18 protein-coding genes are annotated in these 22,940 nt (G+C 64.6%); 13 read left to right on the top strand and 5 right to left on the bottom strand.

All coding sequences use genetic code 11. The features are described 5' to 3' along the window. Positions 1-34: 34 nt before the first annotated feature. From ACIPZ5_RS16865 to ACIPZ5_RS16805, 13 genes are all read left to right on the top strand, one after another. A complete protein-coding gene (locus tag ACIPZ5_RS16865) occupies positions 35-1,516 on the top strand; it encodes a glycosyltransferase family 2 protein (protein WP_343597897.1) in 1,482 nt (493 codons plus the stop codon). Between the two features lie 37 nt (positions 1,517-1,553). Then, positions 1,554-2,720 carry an alginate biosynthesis protein Alg44 gene (locus ACIPZ5_RS16860; protein ID WP_313713557.1) on the top strand — a complete coding sequence of 389 codons (1,167 nt, stop codon included), beginning with the start codon at positions 1,554-1,556 and terminating at the stop codon, positions 2,718-2,720. Between the two features lie 141 nt (positions 2,721-2,861). Next, positions 2,862-4,256 (top strand): alginate biosynthesis TPR repeat lipoprotein AlgK, encoded by a 1,395-nt coding sequence (algK, locus tag ACIPZ5_RS16855; RefSeq protein ID WP_400809751.1) that lies wholly within the window; start codon positions 2,862-2,864, stop codon positions 4,254-4,256. Beyond that, positions 4,253-5,731, top strand: a complete 1,479-nt coding sequence (locus tag ACIPZ5_RS16850; protein ID WP_261941506.1) for an alginate export family protein — start codon at positions 4,253-4,255, stop codon at positions 5,729-5,731. The genes algK and ACIPZ5_RS16850 overlap by 4 nt, the downstream gene beginning before the upstream one ends. A gap of 16 nt (positions 5,732-5,747) precedes the next feature. Continuing rightward, on the top strand, positions 5,748-7,307 hold the full coding sequence (algG, locus tag ACIPZ5_RS16845) for a mannuronan 5-epimerase AlgG (RefSeq protein WP_343597902.1): 1,560 nt from the start codon (positions 5,748-5,750) through the stop codon (positions 7,305-7,307). Positions 7,308-7,320: 13 nt separating this feature from the next. After that, positions 7,321-8,763: an alginate O-acetyltransferase gene (locus ACIPZ5_RS16840; RefSeq protein WP_343597904.1), complete on the top strand. Its 1,443-nt coding sequence runs from the start codon at positions 7,321-7,323 to the stop codon at positions 8,761-8,763. Between the two features lie 7 nt (positions 8,764-8,770). Next, complete coding sequence (locus ACIPZ5_RS16835) at positions 8,771-9,874, top strand: mannuronate-specific alginate lyase (RefSeq protein WP_400809748.1); 1,104 nt, start codon at positions 8,771-8,773, stop codon at positions 9,872-9,874. 195 nt (positions 9,875-10,069) lie between these two features. Beyond that, positions 10,070-11,527 (top strand): MBOAT family protein, encoded by a 1,458-nt coding sequence (locus ACIPZ5_RS16830; protein ID WP_343597908.1) that lies wholly within the window; start codon positions 10,070-10,072, stop codon positions 11,525-11,527. A 10-nt stretch (positions 11,528-11,537) separates the two neighbouring features. Next, positions 11,538-12,695 carry an alginate O-acetyltransferase gene (locus tag ACIPZ5_RS16825; RefSeq protein ID WP_400809747.1) on the top strand — a complete coding sequence of 386 codons (1,158 nt, stop codon included), beginning with the start codon at positions 11,538-11,540 and terminating at the stop codon, positions 12,693-12,695. Positions 12,696-12,715: 20 nt separating this feature from the next. Further along, on the top strand, positions 12,716-13,363 hold the full coding sequence (locus ACIPZ5_RS16820; RefSeq protein WP_261941512.1) for an alginate O-acetyltransferase AlgF: 648 nt from the start codon (positions 12,716-12,718) through the stop codon (positions 13,361-13,363). A 35-nt stretch (positions 13,364-13,398) separates the two neighbouring features. Continuing rightward, positions 13,399-14,853 carry a mannose-1-phosphate guanylyltransferase/mannose-6-phosphate isomerase gene (locus ACIPZ5_RS16815; RefSeq protein ID WP_343598076.1) on the top strand — a complete coding sequence of 485 codons (1,455 nt, stop codon included), beginning with the start codon at positions 13,399-13,401 and terminating at the stop codon, positions 14,851-14,853. Positions 14,854-14,953: 100 nt separating this feature from the next. Continuing rightward, a complete protein-coding gene (locus tag ACIPZ5_RS16810; protein ID WP_343597912.1) occupies positions 14,954-15,418 on the top strand; it encodes a multidrug transporter in 465 nt (154 codons plus the stop codon). A gap of 151 nt (positions 15,419-15,569) precedes the next feature. Continuing rightward, positions 15,570-16,382 carry an SDR family oxidoreductase gene (locus ACIPZ5_RS16805; RefSeq protein ID WP_343597914.1) on the top strand — a complete coding sequence of 271 codons (813 nt, stop codon included), beginning with the start codon at positions 15,570-15,572 and terminating at the stop codon, positions 16,380-16,382. A gap of 130 nt (positions 16,383-16,512) precedes the next feature. On the opposite strand, the gene ACIPZ5_RS16800 is transcribed toward ACIPZ5_RS16805, so the two are convergent. The 5 genes from ACIPZ5_RS16800 to ACIPZ5_RS16780 form a co-directional block, all read right to left on the bottom strand. Then, complete coding sequence (locus tag ACIPZ5_RS16800) at positions 16,513-17,307, bottom strand: SDR family oxidoreductase (protein ID WP_343597916.1); 795 nt, start codon at positions 17,305-17,307, stop codon at positions 16,513-16,515. A 155-nt stretch (positions 17,308-17,462) separates the two neighbouring features. Next, positions 17,463-18,914: an efflux transporter outer membrane subunit gene (locus ACIPZ5_RS16795; RefSeq protein WP_343597918.1), complete on the bottom strand. Its 1,452-nt coding sequence runs from the start codon at positions 18,912-18,914 to the stop codon at positions 17,463-17,465. Continuing rightward, positions 18,911-19,972: an HlyD family secretion protein gene (locus ACIPZ5_RS16790; RefSeq protein WP_343597920.1), complete on the bottom strand. Its 1,062-nt coding sequence runs from the start codon at positions 19,970-19,972 to the stop codon at positions 18,911-18,913. Before ACIPZ5_RS16790 ends, ACIPZ5_RS16795 begins: the two co-directional genes overlap by 4 nt. Positions 19,973-19,999: 27 nt before the next feature. Then, entirely contained in the window at positions 20,000-21,538 is a 1,539-nt protein-coding gene (locus tag ACIPZ5_RS16785) for an MFS transporter (RefSeq protein WP_400809744.1), read from the bottom strand. 235 nt (positions 21,539-21,773) lie between these two features. Then, positions 21,774-22,682 carry a LysR family transcriptional regulator gene (locus ACIPZ5_RS16780; RefSeq protein WP_343597924.1) on the bottom strand — a complete coding sequence of 303 codons (909 nt, stop codon included), beginning with the start codon at positions 22,680-22,682 and terminating at the stop codon, positions 21,774-21,776. Positions 22,683-22,940 lie beyond the last annotated feature (258 nt).

Here is a 22,940-nt window from a genome sequence, read left to right as displayed (position 1 = left end):
CCACCCTTTCCCGAATTCTCGACGGATGCTGAACATGCAAAGGCTCCAGACAGTGCTGTTGCAGTGCGCCGGGTGGCTGCTCTACATGAGCCTGCTCATGCTGATCGCCCTGGCCCTGCCAGCCGATATCTTCGACTCGCAGTCGAAGCACTTCATCTTCCTGGTCGGCGCAGTCGGCATCTGGCGCTATTCCATGGGCGCCACCCATTTCATCCGCGGCATGATCTTCCTCTACGGCGTCTACCCGTACCTGCGCCGCAAGGTGCAGAAGATGGGCGATGCCGCCGCGCCGTCGCACGTGTACCTGATGGTCACCAGCTTCCGAATCGAAGCGCTGACCACCGCCCAGGTGTACAGCTCGGTGATCCGCGAGGCGATTGAATGCGGCTACCCCACCACCGTGGTCTGCTCGCTGGTGGAAATGTCCGATGAACTGCTGGTGAAGAGCCTGTGGGCCAAGTACAACCCGCCCGCCCACGTCACCCTGGACATCGTGCGCATCGCCGGTACCGGCAAGCGCGACGGCTTGGCCTATGGCTTCCGCGCCATCTCGCGGATGCTGCCGGACGAAAATGCCGTGGTCGCGGTGATCGACGGCGACACCGTGCTCGGCGAAGGCGTGGTGCGCAAGACCGTGCCGTGGTTCAAGCTGTACCCCAACGTCGGTGGCCTGACCACCAACGAATTCTGCGAAGTGCGCGGCGGCTACATCATGAGCGAGTGGCACAAGCTGCGCTTCGCCCAGCGCCACATCAACATGTGCTCGATGGCCCTGTCCAAGCGCGTGCTGACCATGACCGGGCGCATGTCGATGTTCCGCGCAAGCGTGGTGACCAACCCCGAGTTCATCGCCGACGTCGAAAGCGACTCGCTGATGCACTGGCGCCTGGGCCGCTTCAAGTTCCTTACCGGTGACGACAAGTCCAGCTGGTTCAGCCTGATGCGCCTGGGCTACGACACCTTCTACGTGCCGGATGCCGCGATCAATACGGTCGAGCACCCGCCGGAGAAAAGCTTCTTCAAGGCCAGCCGCAAGCTGATGTACCGCTGGTACGGCAACAACCTGCGGCAGAACTCTCGAGCGCTGGGCCTTGGCCTGCGCCGCCTGGGCCTGTTCACCAGCATCGTGCTGTTCGACCAGCGCGTGTCGATGTGGACCAGCCTGCTCGGCCTGACCGTGGCAGTGATCGCCAGCCTCAAGTTCGGCATGGCCTTCCTGTTGGTCTACCTGCTGTGGATCGGCATTACCCGCCTGATCCTCACCATCATGCTGCTGTGTTCGGGCCACAACGTGGGCCCGGCCTACCCGCTGATTCTCTATTACAACCAGATCGTCGGCGCGCTGATGAAGATCTACGTGTTCTTCCGCCTCGACAAGCAGTCCTGGACCCGCCAACCGACTGCCCTCAAGCGTGACCTCGCCAGTTTTCAACAATGGTTCAACACCTGGTCCTCGCGGACCATGACCTTCTCGGCTGCCAGCATCTTCGTCGCTGTGCTGTTCATGGTCGTGTGAGCCCAACCCGGATCGGAACTAACAGGAACAAACCAAGATGAATACCGCCGTGAACGTCAACGTCGTGCATGAGTCCGAAGCCCAGCGCCAACACGCCCGTGTGCGCATCCCGGCCAAGCTGCGCTTCCTCGACAAAGAGCGCCAGGCCCACGATGTGAAGGTCGACGACCTCTCCGCTGGTGGCCTGAGCTTCCACACCAAACAGCCACTGTCGGTCGGTGAAGTGCTGCGCGGTCGCCTGCAGTTCACGGTCGACAACCTCGGCCTGTCGATGGACATCGAGTTCCAGGTGCGTTCCTACCAGAGCGATAGCGGCCGTACCGGCGCGCAGTTCCAGAACCTCGAACCGCGCGACATCGCCACCCTGCGCCACATCATCACCAGCCACCTGTCGGGTGAGCTGATCACTGCAGGCGACGTACTCAGCACCCTGCAGCGCGACAACTTCACCAAGGCCCGTAAACAGAAGGATGGGGGCTCCGGCCTGTCCGCCTTCGGCCGGCTCAAGGCGGTGACCGTGACCCTGGGCGTGTTCGTGGTCGGTGTGGCTGCCTTTGGCTTCGTCGCCAAGTCGCTGTACGGCATGTACTTCGTCAGCCATGCCGAAGCCGGTGTGGTCGCCGTGCCGACCACCACCGTCACCATGCCGCGCGACGGTACCGTGAACAGCCTGGCCGAAACCGGTGGGCAGATCGTCAAGGGCGCGCCGCTGGCAACCTTCACCACCAGCATGCTGGACATGCTCAAGGGCAACCTGGACGACTCGCAGTTGGAGCCGGCGAAGATCGAGGAACTGTTCGGCAAGCAGCTCTCCGGCACCCTCACCAGCCCTTGCGATTGCGTGGTCGCCCGCCAGTTGGTGGACGATGGCCAGTACGCCGCCAAGGGCCAGCCGATCTTCCAGCTGGTGCCGCGCACCACGACCCCGATGGTCGAGGCACGTTTCAGCTACCGCCAGTTCGATGAGGTCAAGCCAGGCACCCGGGTCAACTTCCAGGTGGCCGGCGAAGACGAAGTGCGCACCGGCCAGATCGTCAGCAGCGCCAGCCTCAACAGCGAAGACCTGGCCTCCGACATCCGCGTGCAGATCAAGCCAGACAGCGCCATGCCGGCCGAACTGGCCGGGCGCCCTGCCTCGGTCAACAGCGACCGTGGCCCTTCGCTGAACTGGCTGATCGACAAAGCCGTGGCCCGTGGCCTGTAAGAGGATCGGACAATGATCTCTGAAATCAACGCGACCTCTGTGGGAGCGGGCTTGCCCGCGAAGAGGCCAGCAGGGTCAACGTCGTCGGCAGTGGCAGTTCGCGGGCAAGCCCGCTCCCACAGGGTCCGAGTTAACCTTGGAATGTGTGCATTGGCTGCAGCCATCACACTGGCCGGCTGTGCGGGCCTGCCCGACCAGCGCCTGGCCAACGAAGCCCTCAAGCGCGGCGACACCGCGCTGGCCGAGCGCAACTACAAGGCCCTGGCCGACCTGGGCTACAGCGACGCGCAAGTGGGCCTGGCCGACATCAAGGTGGCCACCCGTGACCCGGCGAAAATCCGCGAAGCCGAAGCCACCTACCGCGCTGCCGCCTCCACCTCGCCACGTGCCCAGGCGCGCCTCGGCCGGCTGCTGGTGGCCAAGCCCGACAGCACCCAGGCCGAACGTGAAGAGGCCGAAACCCTGCTCAAGCTCGCCGCCAAGCAAGGTGAAAGCAATACCCTGATCCCGCTGGCGATGCTCTATCTGACCTACCCGCAGAGCTTCCCCAAGATCAACGCCCAGCAGCAGATCGACCAGTGGCGCGCCGCCGGCAACCCGGAAGCGGGCCTGGCCCAGGTGCTGCTGTATCGCACCCAGGGCACCTACGACCAGCACCTGGGTGACGTGGAAAAAATCTGCAAGGCCGCGCTGAACACCACCGACATCTGCTACGTCGAGCTGGCCACCGTCTACCAGAAGCGCGGCCAGGCCGATCAACAGGCCGCCCTGCTCGGCCAGCTGAAATCCGCCTATGCCCGCGGCGCGGTGCCGGCCACCCGGGTCGACAGCGTCGCCCGCGTGCTGGCTGACCGCAGCCTCGGCCAGACCGACGAGAAAACTGCCAAGGACCTGCTCGAACAGGTCGCCCCGGCCAACCCAGCGTCCTGGGTCAGCCTGGCGCAGTTGCTGTACGACTTCCCCGAACTGGGCGACACCGACCAGTTGATGGCCTACATCGACAAAGGCCGCGAAGCCGAACTGCCACGCGCCGAACTGCTGCTGGGCCGCCTCTATTACGAAGGCAAGACCTTGCCTGCCGATGCGGTGAAGGCCGAACAACACCTGCAGGCTGCCGCCGATGCCGGCGAAATCAGCGCCCACTACTACCTCGGCCAGCTGTACCGCCGTGGCTACCTGGGCAAGGTCGAGCCGCAGAAGGCCGTGGACAACCTGCTGGCTGCCGCCCGTGGCGGCCAGAACAGCGCCGACTACGCCCTCGCCCAGCTGTTCAGCGAAGGCCACGGCATCCGCCCGCAACCGGGCAACGCCTGGGTATTCGCCCAGCTGGCCCAGGCCAACCCGACGCCACAGTCCAGCGAGCTGCTGCAACAGCTCGACCAGCAACTCACGCCTGACCAGCGCAGCCAGGCGCAGAGCCTGCTGGCGCAGGAAAAGCAGGCCCGCGGCAGCATGGTTCAGGGCGCCAACAGCACCCTGGCCCTCGAAGCCCTGCAAGACGACGAAAAAGAAGTAGAAGGTGAGGACTCGCTATGACGCTCAATCCATTCGTGAAAGCCGGCATCGGCCTGAGCTTCGCCCTGCTGTGGTCCTGCCCGACCCTGGCGGAAATGACCGCTGAAAAGAACTTCGGCCTGGATGTGAAAATCACCGGCCAGTCAGAAGACGACCGTGACCTCGGCACCCGCCCTGGCGGCGACGTCAACGGCCTGGGCCTCGACCTGCGCCCCTGGGTATATGGCGAGCGCGGCAACTGGAGCGCCTACGCCATGGGCCAGGCGGTCACCGCCACCGATACCATCGAAACCGACACCCTGCGCCAGAACGACGACGGCACCAGCACCGACACCGCCGCCGACGGCCGCAAGCAGGACAAGAGCTACCTGGCCATGCGCGAATTCTGGGTCGGCTACAGCGGCCTCACCGCCTACCCGGGCGAACAGCTGCGCCTCGGCCGCCAGCGGCTGCGCAGCGACGACGGCATGTGGCGCGACACCAACATCGAAGCGCTGAACTGGACCTTCGACACCACCCTGCTCAAGGCCGACCTGGGCGTTGCCCAGCGCTTCAGCGAGTACCGCACCGACCTCACCGAGCTGGCCCCGGAAGACAAGGACCGCACCCATATCTACGGCAACGTCGCCACGCAGTGGACCCCTGGCCACTGGGTCGGCCTGCGCGCCCACCACACCCATGACAGCGGCAGCCTGAAGAACCCGGGCGAGACCGTCGACGCACTGGACAAGCGCCGCACCGGCGACCTTACCTGGCTGGGCCTGGAAGCCAACAGCGACGCCTACAACTGGCGCAACGACCACACCGTCAACTACTGGGGCAGCGTCACCTGGCTGACCGGTGACCGCGACACCCTGAGCAGCCAGACCGTCGGCGACCAGACCGTGGCCACCGGCAAGCAGAGCGGCAACGTCAACGCCTGGGCCACCGACCTCGGCATCCGCCTGCGCCTGGACCCGCAATGGCAGGTCGGTGCCGCCTACGCCCGCGGCAGCGGCGGCGGTGGTGACGACGGTTCGAACAACTTCGAACAGACCGGCCTGGAGAGCAACCGCTCCAACTTCACCGGTACCCGTTCACGCGTGCACCGCTTCGGCGAAGCCTTCCGCGGCGAGCTGGGCAACCTGCAGGCGGCCACCCTGTTCGCCTCCTGGCAGCTGCGCGACGACTACGACGCCAGCCTCATCTACCACAAGTTCTGGCGTGTCGACGGCAATCAGAACATCGGTTCCAGCGGCATCAACGCTGTGGTCAACGACGACGGCGTGAACCGCCCACTGGTCGATGGCGAAAAAGACCTCGGCCAGGAAATGGACGTGGTCGTCACCAAGTACTTCAAGCAAGGCCTGCTGCCGGCTTCGATGAGCCAGGCAATCGACGAGCCCTCCGCCCTGGTGCGCCTGCGTGCCGGCGTGTTCAAGCCGGGCGACGCCTACGGCAAGGAAGCGGACTCGTACATGCACCGTGCCTTCGTCGACGTGATCTGGCGCTTCTGAGGCCGGGAGAAACCTGATGAACCTTCACCCGCACTTACGTCACAGCCTTCTGGCCAGCGCTCTGCTGCTGGCCAGTGGCCTGGCTGTCGCCGCAGAGCCCCAGGTGATCGCCAAGGAGCTGCAGCAGGCCAAGACCTACACCGTGGCCAGCGCCCCGATCGAGCCGCTGCAGATGGACCCGCCGAAACTGCCCGACCTGAGCGGCTACACCGCCGAAGCGGTGCAGAAGAAGATCGACCGCCGCCACCCAGGCAAGGTCAGCGTGCGCCGCATGTTCCAGGAGGACACCCTCAAGGAATTCGTCGGCGGCGACAACAAGGCCGCCGAATGGGTGCAGCGCCAGCATGGCATTCCCCAGGCGATCTTCGTCGATGACGGCCACATCGACCTGGTCGAGCTGAGCAAGAAGGTGCCCAAGCAATACCTCAGCGAAGTCGAACCTGGCGTGTATCTGGCACGCCTGCCGATCGTGGTCGGGCAGAAGGGCATTCTCGAGATCGACGGCAAGGTCAAGCAACTGCGTCTGTCCCAGGAAGGCGGCTCGTTCCTGGTCAACGACGGCAAGCTGTTCGTCACCGACACCCAGGTGATCGGCTGGCGCGAGAAGGACAACGGCCCGGCGACCTTCCGTTCGCCCAAGGAATTCCGCCCGTTCCTGCTGTCGTGGGGCGGCACCGAGACCTACATCGTCAACACCAAGATGGCCAGCTTCGGCTATGCCAAGTCGAAGTCGTACGGCGTGAGCATCTCGCAGTACACGCCGAACATGTCCAAGCGCATGGGCCGCGCGGAACCGACCGGCTGGATCATCGGCTCGACATTCAGCGACATGTGGTACGGCTTCTACTGCTACGAGACCCAGGACTTCGTGGTCAAGGACAACACCTACCACGACAACATCGTCTACGGCATTGACCCGCACGACCGTTCGCACCGCCTGATCATTGCCGGCAACACCGTGTACGGCACCAAGAAGAAGCACGGCATCATCGTTTCGCGTGAGGTCAACGACAGCTGGATCATCAACAACAAGAGCTATGACAACAAGCTCTCCGGCGTGGTGATCGACCGTAACAGCGTCAACAACCTGGTGGCCTACAACGAGATCTACCGTAACCACACCGACGGCATCACCCTGTATGAAAGCGGCGACAACCTGATCTGGGGCAACAAGCTGATCAACAACCGTCGCCACGGCATCCGCGTGCGCAACAGCGTGAACATTCGCCTGTACGAGAACGTCGCCGTGGCCAACGGCCTGGTCGGTGTGTACGGGCACATCAAGGACCTGTCCGACACCGACCGCGACATTGCCCTCGACCCGTTCGACACCAAGGTGTCGCTGATCGTGGTGGGCGGCGAGCTGGCCGCCAATGGCTCCGGCCCGCTGTCGATCGACTCGCCGCTGTCGGTCGAGTTGTACAAGGTGTCCATGCTCGCCCCGCGCAAAGCCAGCGGCATCAGCCTCAACGGCATCCTCGGCGAGCGCCAGGACGAAATCCTCGACCTGCTGGTGCGCCAGCAGAAGGCCGTGCTGATCGACCCGGTCGAACGCCAGACCGAAATGATCGATTAAGGAAGCCCAGACCATGACTCCACACCTGATGAAACTGCTGGGCCTGTCCGCCGCCCTCCTGGCCATCAGCCAGGGCGTGCGCGCCGACGAGGTGAAGGCCCCGAGCTTCACCGCCGAACCATGCTGCCAGCTGTGCCCCGAGGCGCATGACGCCAGCCGCTACACCACCCGCTATCAGCAGAATTTCACCACGCTGGTGCAGGCCCAGGGCGACTGGCTGTTCCGTACCCGCGAAGACCTGCGCACCGAGTTCAACACCACGCCGGCCGGCTACAAGCGCCTGCAGCAAGTGCACGACGCGTTCAAGAAGCGCGGTGTGGAGCTGGTGGTGGTCTACCAGCCGACCCGTGGCCTGGTGAACCGCAACATGCTCAACCCGGCAGAGAAGGCCGCCTTCGACTACCAGAAGGCGCTGGGCAACTACCAGGCCATGCTAAAGCGCTTCGCCAGCATGGGCTACAACGTGCCCGACCTGTCGCCGCTGACCAACGAGCAGCTGGCCGCCGCCGACCAGGGCAAGGATTTCTACTTCCGCGGTGACCAGCACTGGACGCCTTACGGCGCCGAGCGCGCGGCGAAGATCGTGGCCGACACGGTGCACAAGATGCCGGCCTTCGAAGGCATCCCGCGCAAGGAGTTCGAAACCCACAAATCCGGGCGCATGGGCAAGACCGGCACCCTGCACAACGTCGCCGGCCAGCTCTGCGGCACCAGCTACGCGGTGCAGTACATGGACCAGTTCGCCACCGAGCCGAAAGGCTCGACCGGCGGCGGCGACGACCTGTTCGGTGACAGCGGCAACGCCCAGATCACCCTGGTCGGCACCAGCCACAGTGGCAAGAACTACAACTTCTCCGGTTTCCTCGAACAGTACATCGGCGCCGACGTGCTCAACGTCGCCTTCCCCGGTGGTGGCCTGGAAGGCTCGATGATCCAGTACCTGGGCAGCGAGGAATTCCAGAAGAACCCTCCGAAGATCCTCATCTGGGAGTTCTCGCCGCTGTACCGCCTGGACCAGGAAACCATCTGGCGGCAGATCCTCGCCCTGCTCGACGACGGCTGCGACGCGCGCCCGGCGCTGATGAGCGCCAGCACCACGCTCAAGCCTGGCAAGAACGAGCTGATGGTCAACGGCAAGGGCGGCGTGATCAAGGACCTGGTCAACCGCAACCTGCAGATGGACATCAAGTTCGAAGACCCTTCGGTGAAGGTGCTGCAGGCCACCCTGTGGTACCTGAATGGCCGCCACGAGGACATCAAGCTGGAAAAGCCGGAAACCTCCGACACCGACGGCCGCTTCGTCTTCCAGATGCGCGAAGACGAGGACTGGGCCAGCCAGAACCTGCTCGCCTTCGAAGTCCAGGGGCCGGAAAGCGGTACCCAGAAAGTCGAGGCCAAGCTCTGCAAACGCAACAACTTCGCCGTGCCCGCGCAGACCGCGCAAGCCGGCCAGTGAGGCGACCATGACCATGCTCAAGCGAATCTTCCGCCCTGCCCTGCTCACCCTGGCTCTGTTCGGCGGCGCCGCACAGGCTGCGCTGGTGCCCCCGCAGGGTTATTACGAGGGTATCGAGAAGCTCAAGACCGGCGACGGCGGCTTCCATTGCGAGCCGGCGCCAAAGCCTTACACGGGCGCGCTGCAGTTCCGCAGCAAGTACGAAGGTTCGGACAAGGCCCGGGCGACGCTCAACGTTGCCTCGGAAAAGGCCTTCCGCAAGTCGACCGAGGACATCACCACGCTCGAGAAGGGCGTGAGCAAGATGGTCGGCCAGTACATGCGTGACGGCCGCCCGGCGCAACTCGACTGCACCCTGGCCTGGCTCGGTACCTGGGCACGCGCCGATGCGCTGCTGTCCACCGACTACAACCACACCGGCAAGTCCATGCGCAAATGGGCGCTGGGTAGCATGAGCGGTTCGTGGCTGCGCCTGAAGTTCTCCAACTCGCAGCCGCTGGCCGCGCACCGGGCCGAGGCCGAGCTGATCGAGAAGTGGTTCGCCCGCCTCGCCGAACAGACCGTGCGCGACTGGAGCAATCTGCCGCTGGAGAAGATCAACAACCACAGCTACTGGGCGGCCTGGTCAGTGATGGCCACCGCCGTGGCCACCGACCGCCGCGACCTGTTCGACTGGGCGGTGAAGGAATACAAGGTCGGCGCCAACCAGGTGGATGAGCAGGGCTTCCTGCCCAACGAGATCAAGCGTAAGCAGCGCGCCCTGGCTTACCACAACTATGCCCTGCCGCCGCTGGCGATGATCGCCAGCTTCGCCCAGGCCAATGGCGTCGACCTGCGCAGCGAGAACAATTTCGCCCTGCAGCGTCTGGGCGAAGGCGTGCTGGCGGGTGTACGCGACCCGAGCCAGTTCAAGGCTCGCGCCGGTGAGAAGCAGGACCTGACCGACCTGAAGATCGACAGCAAGTACTCGTGGCTCGAGCCCTGGTGCGCGCTGTACCACTGCGTCGGTGACACCCTGGAGCGCAAGCATGACATGCAACCGTTCAACAGTTTCCGGCTGGGCGGCGACCTGACCCGGGTCTACGACCCGAGCGCAGAAAGCAAGAAATGAGTTAACCCCGTCAAGGGATCGGAACCTGTGGGAGCGGGCTTGCCCGCGAAGAAGGCACTGCGGTGCATGGCAAGGGCTTCGCCCTTGTTCGCGGGCAAGCCCGCTCCCACAGGGACCAAGGTATCTCTCACTTTTTGAGTGGGGGGTTTGGGGGGCGCTGTGCCCCGTATGCTGTGAACAATTAGGAGAACCGGGATGGTCTTCTCGTCCAACGTGTTCCTGTTCCTGTTCTTGCCGATCTTCCTCGGCCTGTACTACTTGAGCGGGCAACGCTATCGCAACCTGCTGCTGCTGGTCGCCAGCTACATCTTCTACGCCTGGTGGCGGGTCGACTTCCTCGCCCTGTTCGCCGGTGTGACCCTGTGGAACTACTGGATCGGCCTGAAAGTCGGCGCCGCCGGCGTGCGCACCAAGCCGGCCCAGCGCTGGCTGCTGCTCGGCGTCGGCGTGGACCTGGCGATCCTCGGCTACTTCAAGTACGCCAACTTCGGTGTCGAGAGCCTCAACGCGATCATTACCTCGTTCGGCCTGGAGCCGTTCATCCTCACCCACGTGCTGCTGCCGATCGGTATCTCGTTCTACATCTTCGAGTCGATCAGCTACATCATCGACGTGTACCGCGGCGACACCCCGGCCACCCGCAACCTGATCGACTTCGCGGCGTTCGTGGCGATCTTCCCGCACCTGATCGCCGGCCCTGTGCTGCGCTTCAAGGACCTGGTCGACCAGTTCAACAACCGCACCCACACCCTGGACAAGTTCTCCGAAGGCTGCACCCGCTTCATGCAGGGCTTCATCAAGAAAGTGTTCATCGCCGACACCCTGGCCGTGGTCGCCGACCATTGCTTCGCCCTGCAGAACCCGACCACCGGCGACGCCTGGCTCGGCGCCCTGGCCTACACCGCGCAGCTGTACTTCGACTTCAGCGGCTACAGCGACATGGCCATCGGCCTGGGCCTGATGATGGGCTTCCGCTTCATGGAGAACTTCAAGCAGCCGTACATCAGCCAGTCGATCACCGAGTTCTGGCGGCGCTGGCACATCAGCCTGTCGACCTGGCTGCGCGACTACCTGTACATCACCCTGGGCGGCAACCGCAAAGGCACCTTCAACACCTATCGCAACCTGTTCCTGACCATGCTGCTGGGCGGCCTGTGGCACGGTGCCAACTTCACCTACATCATCTGGGGCGCCTGGCACGGCATGTGGCTGGCGATCGAGCGGGCACTGGGCATCGACACCAACCCGCAGCGCTTCAACCCGGTCAAGTGGGCCTTCACCTTCCTGCTGGTGATCGTCGGCTGGGTGATCTTCCGTGCCGAAAACCTGCACGTCGCCGCCCGCATGTACGGCGCCATGTTCAGCTTCGGCGAATGGCAGCTGTCGGAACTCAACCGCGCCCAGCTCACCGGCCTGCAAGTAGCGACCCTGGTGATTGCCTACCTCACCCTGGCGTTCTTCGGCCTGCGCGACTTCTACCGCAATGCCAAGCCAACCGCCAAGGCCACGCCGGTGCAGGTGAATGCCGACGGCTCGATCGGCCTGGACTGGACCCGGGTCATGTCCCGCGCCCTGATCCTGCTGCTGTTCGTGGCCTCGATCCTCAAGCTTTCGGCGCAGAGCTACTCGCCGTTCCTGTACTTCCAGTTCTGAGGTGGATGACATGACCCGGACATTACGCGTCACCTATTCCCTGTCGTTCCTCGGCCTGCTGGTGGGCATGGGCGTCTGGTCCACCGGTGGCTTCGACAGTTTCCACCGTACCGAGCAGATGACCCTGCTCAACGGCAAGCTGGCCAAGGCCGCCGAGACCCACTACGACGACCAGTTCCCGATCAAGCGCCTGGGCACCAACCTATGGGCTGCGCTGGACTTCAAACTGTTCAACGAAGGCCGCCCTGGCGTGGTGCTGGGCCGCGACCAGTGGCTGTTCAGCGACGAAGAGTTCAAGCCTACCGCCGGTGCCGAGCAACTGATGCAGGACAACCTGGCGCTGATCCGCGGCGTGCGCGACACCCTGCAGCAGCACGGCAGCCAGCTGGTGCTGGCGATCATCCCGGCCAAGGCACGGGTGTATGCCGAGTACATCGGCAAGGAACAGCCGGCCAGCCTGCATGACGATCTGTACAACCGGTTCCATGCCCAGGCGCGCCAGGCCAACGTGTTCGCTCCCGACCTGATGGCAGCACTGGAACAGGCCAAGGCCCGCGGCCAGGTGTTCCTGCGCACCGACACCCACTGGACGCCGATGGGCGCCGAAGTGGTTGCGCAAGCGCTGGCCGAAGCGGTCAGCCGCCAGAGCCTGCTCAACGGTGAGCCGCAGACGTTCATCACCGAAGCCGGCAGCACCGCCCCCTACAAGGGCGACCTGACCAACTTCCTGCCGCTGGACCCATTGTTCAGCAACCTGCTGCCGACCCCGGACAACCTGCAGCAACGCACCACCCGCCCTGCCGAAACCGAAGGCGAATCCGGCGACGCCCTGTTCGCCGACAACCAGATCCCGGTCGCCCTGGTGGGCACCAGCTACAGCGCCAACCCGCACTGGAATTTCCTCGGTGCGCTGCAGCAGGCACTGCACAGCGACGTCGCCAACTACGCCGAGGACGGCCACGGCCCAGTGCTGCCGATGCTCAAGTACCTGCAGAGCGATGCCTTCAAGAACGCCGCGCCACAAGTGGTGGTGTGGGAATTCCCAGAACGTTATCTGCCAATGACCAATGACCTCAGCAGCTTCGACCCGCAGTGGATCGCGCAGCTGAAGAACTCCCGTAAATCCGAAGAAAACCTGGCCTTGTCGTCCACCCGGACGAATCACTGATCGATAGAGAGGAAATGCACATGACTACCAAGACTTCCATTGCCAAAGCCCTCACCCTCGCGGCCGGCCTTTCCCTTGCCTCCATGCAGGCCTTTGCCGGTGCCGACGCCGCCCTGTACGGCCCGACCGCGCCGAAAGGCTCGACCTTCGTGCGACTGTACAACGCCGCCAGCGCACCGGCTGCGGCCAGCGTCGGCAACACCCAGATCAAGCAGGTTGGCGCCCAGGCCAGCAGCGACTTCAGCTTCCTGCCGGGCGGTGACTACACCGCCCAGGTTGGCGGCAAGAGCGTGCCGGTGAAGCTGGCCGCGGACAAGTACTACACCCTGGTCAACAACGCCGGTGGCACCCCACAGCTGATCGAAGAACCACCGTTCAAGAACAAGCAGAAGGCCCTGGTGCGGGTGCAGAACCTCAGCGACCAGGCGGTGACCCTGAAGACGGCCGACGGCAAGACCGAAGTGGTGCCGTCGGTGGCTACCAAGGGCCGTGGCGAACGTGAAATCAATCCGGTCAAGGTCAACCTGGCCTTGTTCGAAGGCGACAAGAAAGTCAGCGACCTGAAACCGGTCGCCCTGGAGCGTGGCGAAGCTGCCGTGCTGTACGTAACGGGTTCCGGCAGCAACTTGTCGCCGGTGTGGGTAACTCGCCCCGTGGCTAGCAACTGATTTCCCTGCCTCATAACGACTATTGGAGAAACATGATGATCCCGGTAATTCTTTCTGGTGGTAGCGGTTCCCGTCTGTGGCCTCTGTCGCGCAAGCAGTTCCCCAAGCAGTTCCTGGCGCTGACCGGTGAACACACCCTGTTCCAGCAGACCCTCGAGCGCTTGCGCTTCGAAGGCATGGACAGCCCGATCGTGGTCTGCAACAAGGACCACAAATTCATCGTTCAAGAGCAGCTGGCTGCCCTGAAACTGGAAACCCAGGGCATCCTGATGGAGCCGTTCGGCCGCAATACCGCCCCGGCGGTGGCCATGGCGGCCATGAAGCTGGTCAACGAAGGCCGTGACGAGCTGATGCTGGTGCTGCCTGCCGACCACGTAATCGATGACCAGAAGGCCCTGCAACGCGCCCTGGCCCTGGCCACCGTGGCCGCCGAGCGCGGCGAGATGGTGCTGTTCGGCGTGCCGGCGACCAAGCCGGAAACCGGCTACGGCTACATCCGTTCCAGCCAGGATGCGCTGCTGCCTGAGGGTGTGTCGCGGGTTGCTCAGTTCGTCGAGAAGCCCGACGAAAAGCGTGCCGCCGAGTTCGTCGCCGCCGGTGGTTACTTCTGGAACAGCGGCATGTTCCTGTTCCGCGCCAGCCGCTTCCTTGAGGAACTGAAAAAGCACGACGCGGACATCTACGACACCTGCGTGCTGGCCCTGGAGCGCAGCGCTGAAGACGGCGATGTGCTGAGCATCGACGAAGCCACCTTCGAATGCTGCCCGGACAACTCCATCGACTACGCGGTGATGGAAAAGACCCAGCGCGCCTGTGTGGTGCCGATGTCGGCCGGCTGGAGCGACGTAGGCTGCTGGTCGTCGCTGTGGGAAGTGCACGACAAGGATGCCGACGGCAACGTCACCAAGGGCGACGTGGTGGTGCAGGACAGCCGCAACTGCATGATCCACGGCAACGGCAAGCTGGTGTCGGTGATCGGCCTGGAAAACATCGTCGTGGTCGAGACCAAGGACGCGATGATGATTGCCCACAAGGACAAGGTCCAGGGCGTCAAGCAGATGGTCAAGACCCTTGACGAGCAGGGCCGCAGCGAAACCCAGAACCACCTGGAAGTGTATCGCCCATGGGGCTCGTACGACTCGGTGGACATGGGCGGCCGCTTCCAGGTCAAGCACATCACCGTCAAGCCGGGCGCCAGCCTGTCGCTGCAGATGCACCACCACCGCGCCGAGCACTGGATCGTGGTGTCCGGCACTGCCGAGGTGACCTGTGACGAGAACGTGTTCCTGCTCACCGAGAACCAGTCGACCTACATCCCGATCGCCTCGATCCACCGCCTGCGCAACCCGGGCAAGATTCCGCTGGAGATTATCGAGGTGCAGTCCGGCAGCTACCTGGGCGAGGACGACATCGAGCGCTTCGAGGATGTGTATGGACGCACCTCGACACCCGTCGACCGGGGTATTTCAGTGAAGACCATCGCGCAGTAAGCAACACCCGAGGGGCCGCCGATGCGGCCCCTTCTTTTTGAGACCAAGCCGATTTGGCGCTACGATGGTCTGACCTGCGCAACCTAGGTCTGCCTGCCCCATGATCATCGGTGCCTTTCTCATCCTTACCTGGCTGGTGCTGCTGTTGCGCTACCCAGCCAAGGCCCTGCCGATCTCCCTGGCCGCTGTCTGTGGCCTGGGCCTGGTGGCTTTGATGGTCTTCTGGCAGGACAGTCGCGAAGCGTCGCAACTGGCGCGTCTGGACCTGCGCCTGAGCTACGCTCCCGACCACTGCCCCGCCGACCGCGCATTGCAGGTGCGCATGAAGAACGGCAACGATGTCCCGCTGACCGAACTGCGCTGGCGGGTGGCGGCGTATGCACCAGGGGATACCGTGAACCTGGCGGAGAACACGTACAACGCACCGCGCTATCGCGGGCCGGGGGAACTGCAACCAGGGGGCGAGTGGAAGGACTGCCTGCCTCTTCCACCGCTGCGCTCTGGGTACCGCCCGCAGACTCTGGAGTTTCGTGCGGAACACCTGCAAGGTACATTTGCCAACTGATCCAGCGTCTGCTCCGGCCTCTTCGCGGGCAAGCCCGCTCCCACAGGGTTACGGCTTAGTTCAAGAACAGCTCAGTACCTGTGGGAGCGGGCTTGCCCGCGAAGAGGCCGGAGCAGGCAATCTAAAAGCCTTCAGAATAAAGGCCTCAACCATGCACACCGTCCTGATCACCGGTTGTTCCAGCGGCATCGGCCGCGCCCTGGCCGACGCCTTTCGCGATGCCGGCTACCAAGTGTGGGCCACCGCCCGCAAGCCAGAGGACGTCGAGCGGCTGCATGCCGCCGGCTTCATCGCCCGGCAACTGGATGTGAATGACAGCGAGGCCCTGGCGCGCCTGGCAGAGGAACTCGAAACCCTCGACATCCTCATCAACAACGCCGGCTACGGCGCCATGGGCCCGCTGCTCGACGGTGGCGTCGACGCCCTGCGCCAGCAGTTCGAAACCAACGTGTTCGCCGTGGTTGGCGTGACCCGTGCCCTGTTCCCGCTGCTGCGTCGCTCGCGTGGCTTGGTGGTGAACATCGGCAGCGTCTCGGGCGTGCTGGTCACCCCGTTCGCCGGGGCCTACTGTGCGTCCAAGGCCGCCGTGCATGCGCTGAGCGATGCCCTGCGCCTGGAGTTGGCGCCATTCGGTGTCCAGGTGATGGAAGTGCAGCCAGGGGCAATTGCCTCGCAATTCGCCAGTAATGCCCAGCGCCAGGCCGACCAGGTGCTGGCGGCGGACTCGGCGTGGTGGCCGCTGCGCGAGCATGTGCAGGCGCGGGCGCGGGCGTCGCAGGACAAGCCGACTTCAGCGGCTGAATTTGCCCAGGGCGTGTTGGCGGCAGTTGGCAAGTCACCTGTGCCGGGTGTGGTGCGGTTGGGCAATGGCAGCACCGCGCTGCCGTTGATGGCCCGCTTGCTGCCGCGACGGCTGCTGGACTGGGCGTTACGCAAGCGCTTCGGGCTACTGCGCCCACTCTGAACACCCCATTGCCTATGCTGGCCCTTCGCGGCTAAAGCCGCTCCTACAGGGACGGCGCCGCCCTCAGGCTCGGTGGTATCCCTGTAGGAGCGGCTTTAGCCGCGAAAGGGCCAGTACAGGCTGCAGAGAATCAGGCGATGGAACGCAGCACCCCGCCATCCACCCGCAAGGCAGCCCCGGTAGTGGCACTGGCCTGCATTGACGCCAGGTACACCACCATGTTGGCCACCTCCTCCACCGTCGCCAGCCGCTTGATCAGCGAAGTCGGCCGGTGCTCGGCCAGAAAGTTGGCCTCCAGTTCATCGGTGCCAACACCCTGCTCCTGCGCCAGCTTGGCAAAGAAGTCGCCCACGCCTTCCGAGCGGGTCGGCCCCGGCAGCACCGAATTCACCGTCACCCCGGTACCGGCCAAGGTCTCGGCCAGACCACGGGACACAGCCAGCAACGCCGTCTTGGTCATGCCGTAATGAATCATCTCGGTCGGGATCTGCAACGCCGACTCGCTGGACAGGAAGATCACCCGCCCCCACTTGCGCTGCGCCATGCCCTGGGCGTAGTGGCGCGACAGGCGCACGGCGCTGAGCACGTTGACATCAAAGAAGCGTTGCCAGTCGGCATCGTCGATCTCGAAGAACGGCTTGGGTTCGAAGATGCCGAGGTTGTTGACCAGGATATCGGTGTGCGGCACCTGGTCGAACAGCTTCTGCGCGCCCTCCGGGGTGCTCAAGTCGGCGGCGATGCCAATGATGCGCGCTTGCGGCAGACGCTCGCGCACGGCCTTGAGGGCGTCATCGACACGGGCCTGGGTACGGCCGTTGAGGACCACTTCGGCGCCCGCCTCGGCCAGGCCGATGGCGATGGCCAGGCCGATACCCGCCGTGGAGCCGCTGACGATAGCGCGCTTGCCGTTAAGAGAAATGTGCATCTGTGCCTCCTCATCTGTCTGGGGAATCGCAGCGGGCTGCCTTGCAGCCCATCGCGGGCAAGCCCGCTCCCACAGGGACGGCACTGCCCTTGAAATCAACGCAATACCTGTGGGAGCTGGCTTGCCGGCGATGGGCCGCAACGCGGCCCCCGTCTTTATGCTTTCTTCGCTGGCTGCTCGTCGAACGCCTGCCAGCCACCGCCCAACGCCTTGTACAGGCCGACCAGCGCCTGCGACACTGCCGCCGAACTGTCGATCCATTGCTCTTCGCTGGCCAGCAAGGCGCTCTGCACACTCAGCACATTGAGAAAGTCCACCGCCCCTTCCACATACTGGCGCTGGGCAGTTTCCAGGGCGATGCGGTTCTGCCGCACGGCCTCGGCCAAATGGTCGCGACGCAACTGGCTGGCGTTGTACAGGCGTAGCACATCGTCGATTTCGTGCCAGGCGCCGAGCACCACCTTGCGGTAATTCAGCGCCGCTTCCTGCTGCTGCGCCTCGCGCAATTGGAGAGTGCCCTTGAGCCGCCCACCCTCGAAGATCGGCAGCGACAGCTGCGGGCCGAAGGCGAAGCGGCGCGAATCCCAGGCACCGAAATCGGCCAGTTGCATGGCCTGGAAGCCGACGCTGCCCGACAGACGGATGCTTGGATAGAAGTCGGCCTTGGCGACACCAATGCTCGCGGTGGCAGCATGCAGCCGTGCCTCAGCCTGACGGATGTCCGGGCGCCGCTCGGCCAGTTCGGACGGCAGGCCGATGGCGAAGGTCTGCTGCGGCGCGGGCAGTTCGCCCCCCGGCAGCAACTCGGCTTGCAGGCTGCGTGGCGGCTCGGCGGCGAGCAGGCTGAGGGCGTTGATCAGGTCATCGCGCCGGGCTTCCAGGCTTGGCAGGCGCGCTTCGATGGAAGCGACCTGGGCACTGGCTTGGGCCACGTCGAGACGGGTGGCGACGCCTTCTGCCTGACGGTCCTGGGAAAGCTTCAGACTGTGCTCGGCGACCTTGAGGTTGTCGCGGGTCACGTCCAGGGTGTGTTGCACGGCACGCAGCTGGATGTAGTTGCCGGCGGTTTCCGAAAGCAGCGCCAGCAATACGCCCCGACGGTCGTTCTCGGCCACCTCCACGGTGGCGTCGGCCGCTTCCACCTGGCGCCGCACCCGGCCCCAGAGGTCCAGCTCCCAGCCGGCGACCAGGTCGCCCTGCCAGAGGTTGAAGGCCGATTTGCCCGCGTTGCCGGATGGATCGCTCAGGCCTTCTGCGCTGTTGCGGGCGCGGCTGTAACCGACATTGGCATCGACCGACGGCGTTTCATCGGCCGCCACTGTGCTGCGCAAGGCCCGGCTTTGCAGCAGGCGCGCACTGGCCATCTGCAGGTCGAGGTTGTTATCGGCCACGCGCTGGATCAATGCACTCAGGCGCGCATCGTGAAAGGTTTCCCACCAGCGCAGCTCCAGCGGCTCAGCCTGTGGCTGGCTCGCGGCGGCTTCACCTTGCAGCGCTGCCCATTGCTGCGGCGCCTGGCTGGGAGGGCGCTGAAAGTCCGGCCCGAGGGTGCAGCCGGCCATCAACACGGCCAGCAGCAGCGGGCTCAAGCGTACGGCAGGTTTCATCGGGCGCTCACCTCTTTGCCGGCCAGCTTGTCGCCCTGGGTGTCGATGGTCGCCTCTACCGACATGCCCACGCGCAGGCGCTCGAGCAGTGGCTGGCCATCATCGAAGACGATCTTCACCGGAATGCGTTGCACCACCTTGGTGAAGTTGCCGGTGGCGTTGTCCGGTTTCACCGCGGCGAAGGTGACGCCGGTGGCCGGGGCGATGCTCTGGACATGGCCCTTGAGGGTTTCGCCGGAGAAAGTATCGACACTGATGCTCACCGGCTGGCCCGGCTGCACATGGGTCAGCTGGGTTTCCTGGAAATTGCCGACCACGTAGGCATGCTGCAGCGGCACCACCGACAGCAGGCGTGCGCCCGGGTTGACGAAGGCGCCGACGCGCAATGCACGCTCGCCGACCATGCCGTCGACCGGCGCGGTGATGCGGGTGTAGGACAGGTCCAGCTGGGCCTTCTCGAGGCCGGCTTCGGCACGCTTCAACTGGCCATCGGCACTGGCCACCTGGGCCGTGAGAATGTCCACCTGCTTGCGGGTTGCCACCAGCGCCGCCTGGGCGTTTACCAGCCGCGCGCGGGCCTGGTCGACCCGGCTGCGCGCCTGCTGGGCGTTCTGCACGGTACCGGCGCCTTGCTCGGCCAGGCGGCTGTAGCGATTGACCTCATGGTCGGCGAATGCGGCTTCAGCCTGGGCCGCCGTTACCGCCGCCTGGGCCTGGGCAATCAGTGCGGCCTGGCGTTCAAGGGTGGCGCGGGCATCGGCACTCTGCGCCTTGGCCACCAGCAGCTGAGCCTGGGCGGCATCCAGCGCGGCCTGGTAGTCACGGTCATCGATGGTCGCCAGCAACTGGCCGGCCTGGACCTGCTGGTTGTCTTCGACCAGCACTTCCTTGATGAAGCCGGCGACCTTGGGCGCAACCACGGTGTAGTCGGCGATCACGTAGGCATCGTTGGTGCGTTGCCGGTGGTCGCTGCCGAACACCCAGGGGCCGACGATACCGGCCAGCACGGCCACGGCGAGCACCGAGCCGATGAGAATGGTTTTACGGTTGTTGGTCATGTTCAGTGTCTCGAATTCATCCAGGGTTCAGGCCACCGCACGCGGCGGATAGACCCGGGTAGGCACGAAGGGAATCAGGCAGATCAGCGCCACGGCGACGCAGGCCATGACCAGGTACAGGTCGGCCGACGTGAGCACCAGCGCCTGGTCATGGATACGCTTGGCCAGGCCGGCGGCGTTGTCGTCGATCAGCGGGGCGTTGCCCAGGCTGTCCACCAGGTGGTTGGAATGGAAGTGCCTGCGCAGCGTGCCCAAGGCATCCAGCAGACCACCGGCAATCACGGCGGCCAGGCCTTTGACGGTGTTGAACCAGCTGGAGGCGAATGGGCCTTCCTGCGGGCTCATGCCGTTGGTGGAAAGCATCAGCAGCGGCAACACGGCCATTGGCTGGCCAAATACCTGCAGCAGGTAGAACGGGTAGAAATCGCCACGGATCCACTCGCTGGTCAGCAGGCTGCTGCCCACGCACGAACCCGCCAGCATGGCCAAGCCGATGGCCAGTACCCAGCGGCAATCCACCGCACGGAAATTGCACAGCGCCGCCGTCAGCGGCAGCGCAATCAGCTGCGGCATGGCCACCAGCATCATCAGCGGGCTGGTCTGCGCCGGGCGATAGCCCTGGATCTGCGCCAGGTACGCCGATGGAATGCTGCCCACACCGGACAACACGATCAGCACCCCGGCCAGGGTCAGCAGGGCGAAGCTGAGGTTGCGCCGCTGCAACATGCGCAGCTGGAAGAACGGCAGCGGCTCGGACCATTCGTTGTACATGAACAACACCAACAGCAGCACGCCACCGCCCAGCAGCCAGCAGATCAGCGGCGAATCGAACCAGCCCCAGCGGTCACCCAGCGACAGGCCCAGGACGATGCAGCTGATGGCCGGCAGGCCAAGCAACACGCCGCGCCAGTCGAACTGCTTGAAGCGTTCCAGACGCAGCGGGTCCTGCGGCAGCCCCCAGCCGACACAGAACATGGCCAGTGCCGAGGGCAGGATGATCTGCCAGAACGCCCATTGCCAGCCGACGTACTCGGTCCACAGGCCCGCCAGCGGCGTGCCGAGGTTGGGCCCGAAGGTGGCAGTCAGGGCGTAGCAGGCCAGGCCGTAGACCTTGATGCCAGGTGGCAGGAAACGCAGTGCCACGCTCATCAGCATCGGCGGCAAGGCGCCCGAAGCGAAGCCCTGGAGCACGCGCAACAGCATCAGGCTGTGCAAGTTGGGGGCGAAAGGTTGCAGCAGCCCGAGCACGGCGAACAGGCCGACCGCACCCATGGTGAAGCGGCGCAGGGAGAAGGTGGTGGCCAGCCACGGAGCAAAGGCCATGGCCGAGACCGACGCGGCGCTGTACACCGCCAGCAGCCAGGCCCCTTCGTCGGCGCCGATGCCCATGGCGCCACGGATGTCGGCCAGGGAAATCTTGGTCACCGACTCGTTGAGGCCGGCACACAGCACCGCCAGCAACACACCGAACAGCCCGACCACCACCTGCAGGCCGAACGCCGTCTGCACGGGGGCGGCCGGCGCGGGGGCGGCAATCGCGGCAGAGGGGGCAGACAGGGAACTCATGGGCAGACATCTCCAGCAACAAATTTGCGACTGGAGCCAGTCTAAGAAGGTCGAATGCTGACGAAAACTGACTTCTCGGCAGGTTTAAGTTGCGCCAGGCGCAATCCGGCTCAAAACCGAGTCGATCTCTTCGCGGGTGAATCCCCTTCCACAGGTGCTGAGGTAGCCTCGGGCTTGGCGCTTACCCTGTGGGAGCGGGTTTACCCGCGAAGAGGCCGCAAGGGCTGAGCAGCATTCACGGGTCGACACTGCAACAGGCCTTCAAGGTCTGCCGCAGCCAGCGGTGCGCCGGGTCGTTGTGAAAGCGCGGGTGCCAGGCCTGCAGCACCGTCACCCGCTCCAGCGGTACCGGGATCTCGAACGAACGCAGCGGCAACCCGAGCTTGTGCACACTGTTGAGGATGTTGGCTGGCATCGGCAGGATCAGGTCGGAATCCGGCAGCGAGAACAGCGCCGAGTGAAAACTCGGGGTAATCAGCGCCACCCGCCGCTGCACCTTGAAATTGGCCAGTTCGACATCGATCGGCCCGTTGGCCCGGCCACGGCGGGACACGCTGATCTGTGGATAACTGGCAAAGCTGGTCGGCGTGATTGGCTGGTCGAAGATCGGGTGGTCGCGTCGGGCCAGGCCTACATAGTAAGTCTGGAACAGGCTCTGCACCTTGATCTCCGGGCCCAGGTCGACGGTCGAGCTGATGATCAGGTCGGTGCGCCCATCGCGCAGCACACTGTCGTCATCGCCACCGGGGCTTTCCGGCACGAAGCGCAGCACCGTGCGTGGCGCCTGTTCATGCATGCGCCGCAGCAGCTGGGCGCCATACAAGGCGATGAACAGGTCATTGGTGCGAATATTGAAAGCGCGATCGAGCCTGGACAAGTCGACTTCATCGGCGCTGCGGAACACTTCACCGGCCTGCTCCACCAGTGCCGCCACCTGCTCGCGCAGGGCCAGCGCCCGTGGCGTCGGCACCAGGCCACGGCCGGCGCGCACCAGGATCGGATCGCCCAGGGCATCGCGGATACGCCCCAAGGTGCGGCTCATCGCCGCCGGGCTCAGGTTCATGCGCTGTGCGGCGCCGACCACGCTGCCTTCATCAAGCAAGGCATCGAGAGCGACGAGCAGGTTCATGTCCGGGAGTTGCATGGCCGTTTTCCGTTACAGCGGTGGGAAAGGCGATGGTAGCAGGTTGGCGGATTGCACCAGACGCAATGCGCTCGTGCGTGGCGGGGCATTTATTCGCTGGCCGTGTTCGGCCTTAAATGAAGCATTGGCAAGTCCGGCCCTTTCGCGGGGCAAGCCCGCTCCCACAGATACTGCTCGGCCTTTGAGCAGGGTGGATGCTTGTGGGAGCGGGCTTGCCCCGCGAAAGGGCCAGACCTGCAAGCACACGAACCAGCATCA

The sequence above is a fragment of the Pseudomonas sp. NPDC089428 genome, from assembly GCF_044749325.1.
Lineage (GTDB): Bacteria > Pseudomonadota > Gammaproteobacteria > Pseudomonadales > Pseudomonadaceae > Aquipseudomonas.
The sequence above is the reverse complement of the archived record's forward strand: the minus strand, read 5'-3'. Positions and strand labels throughout refer to the sequence as shown.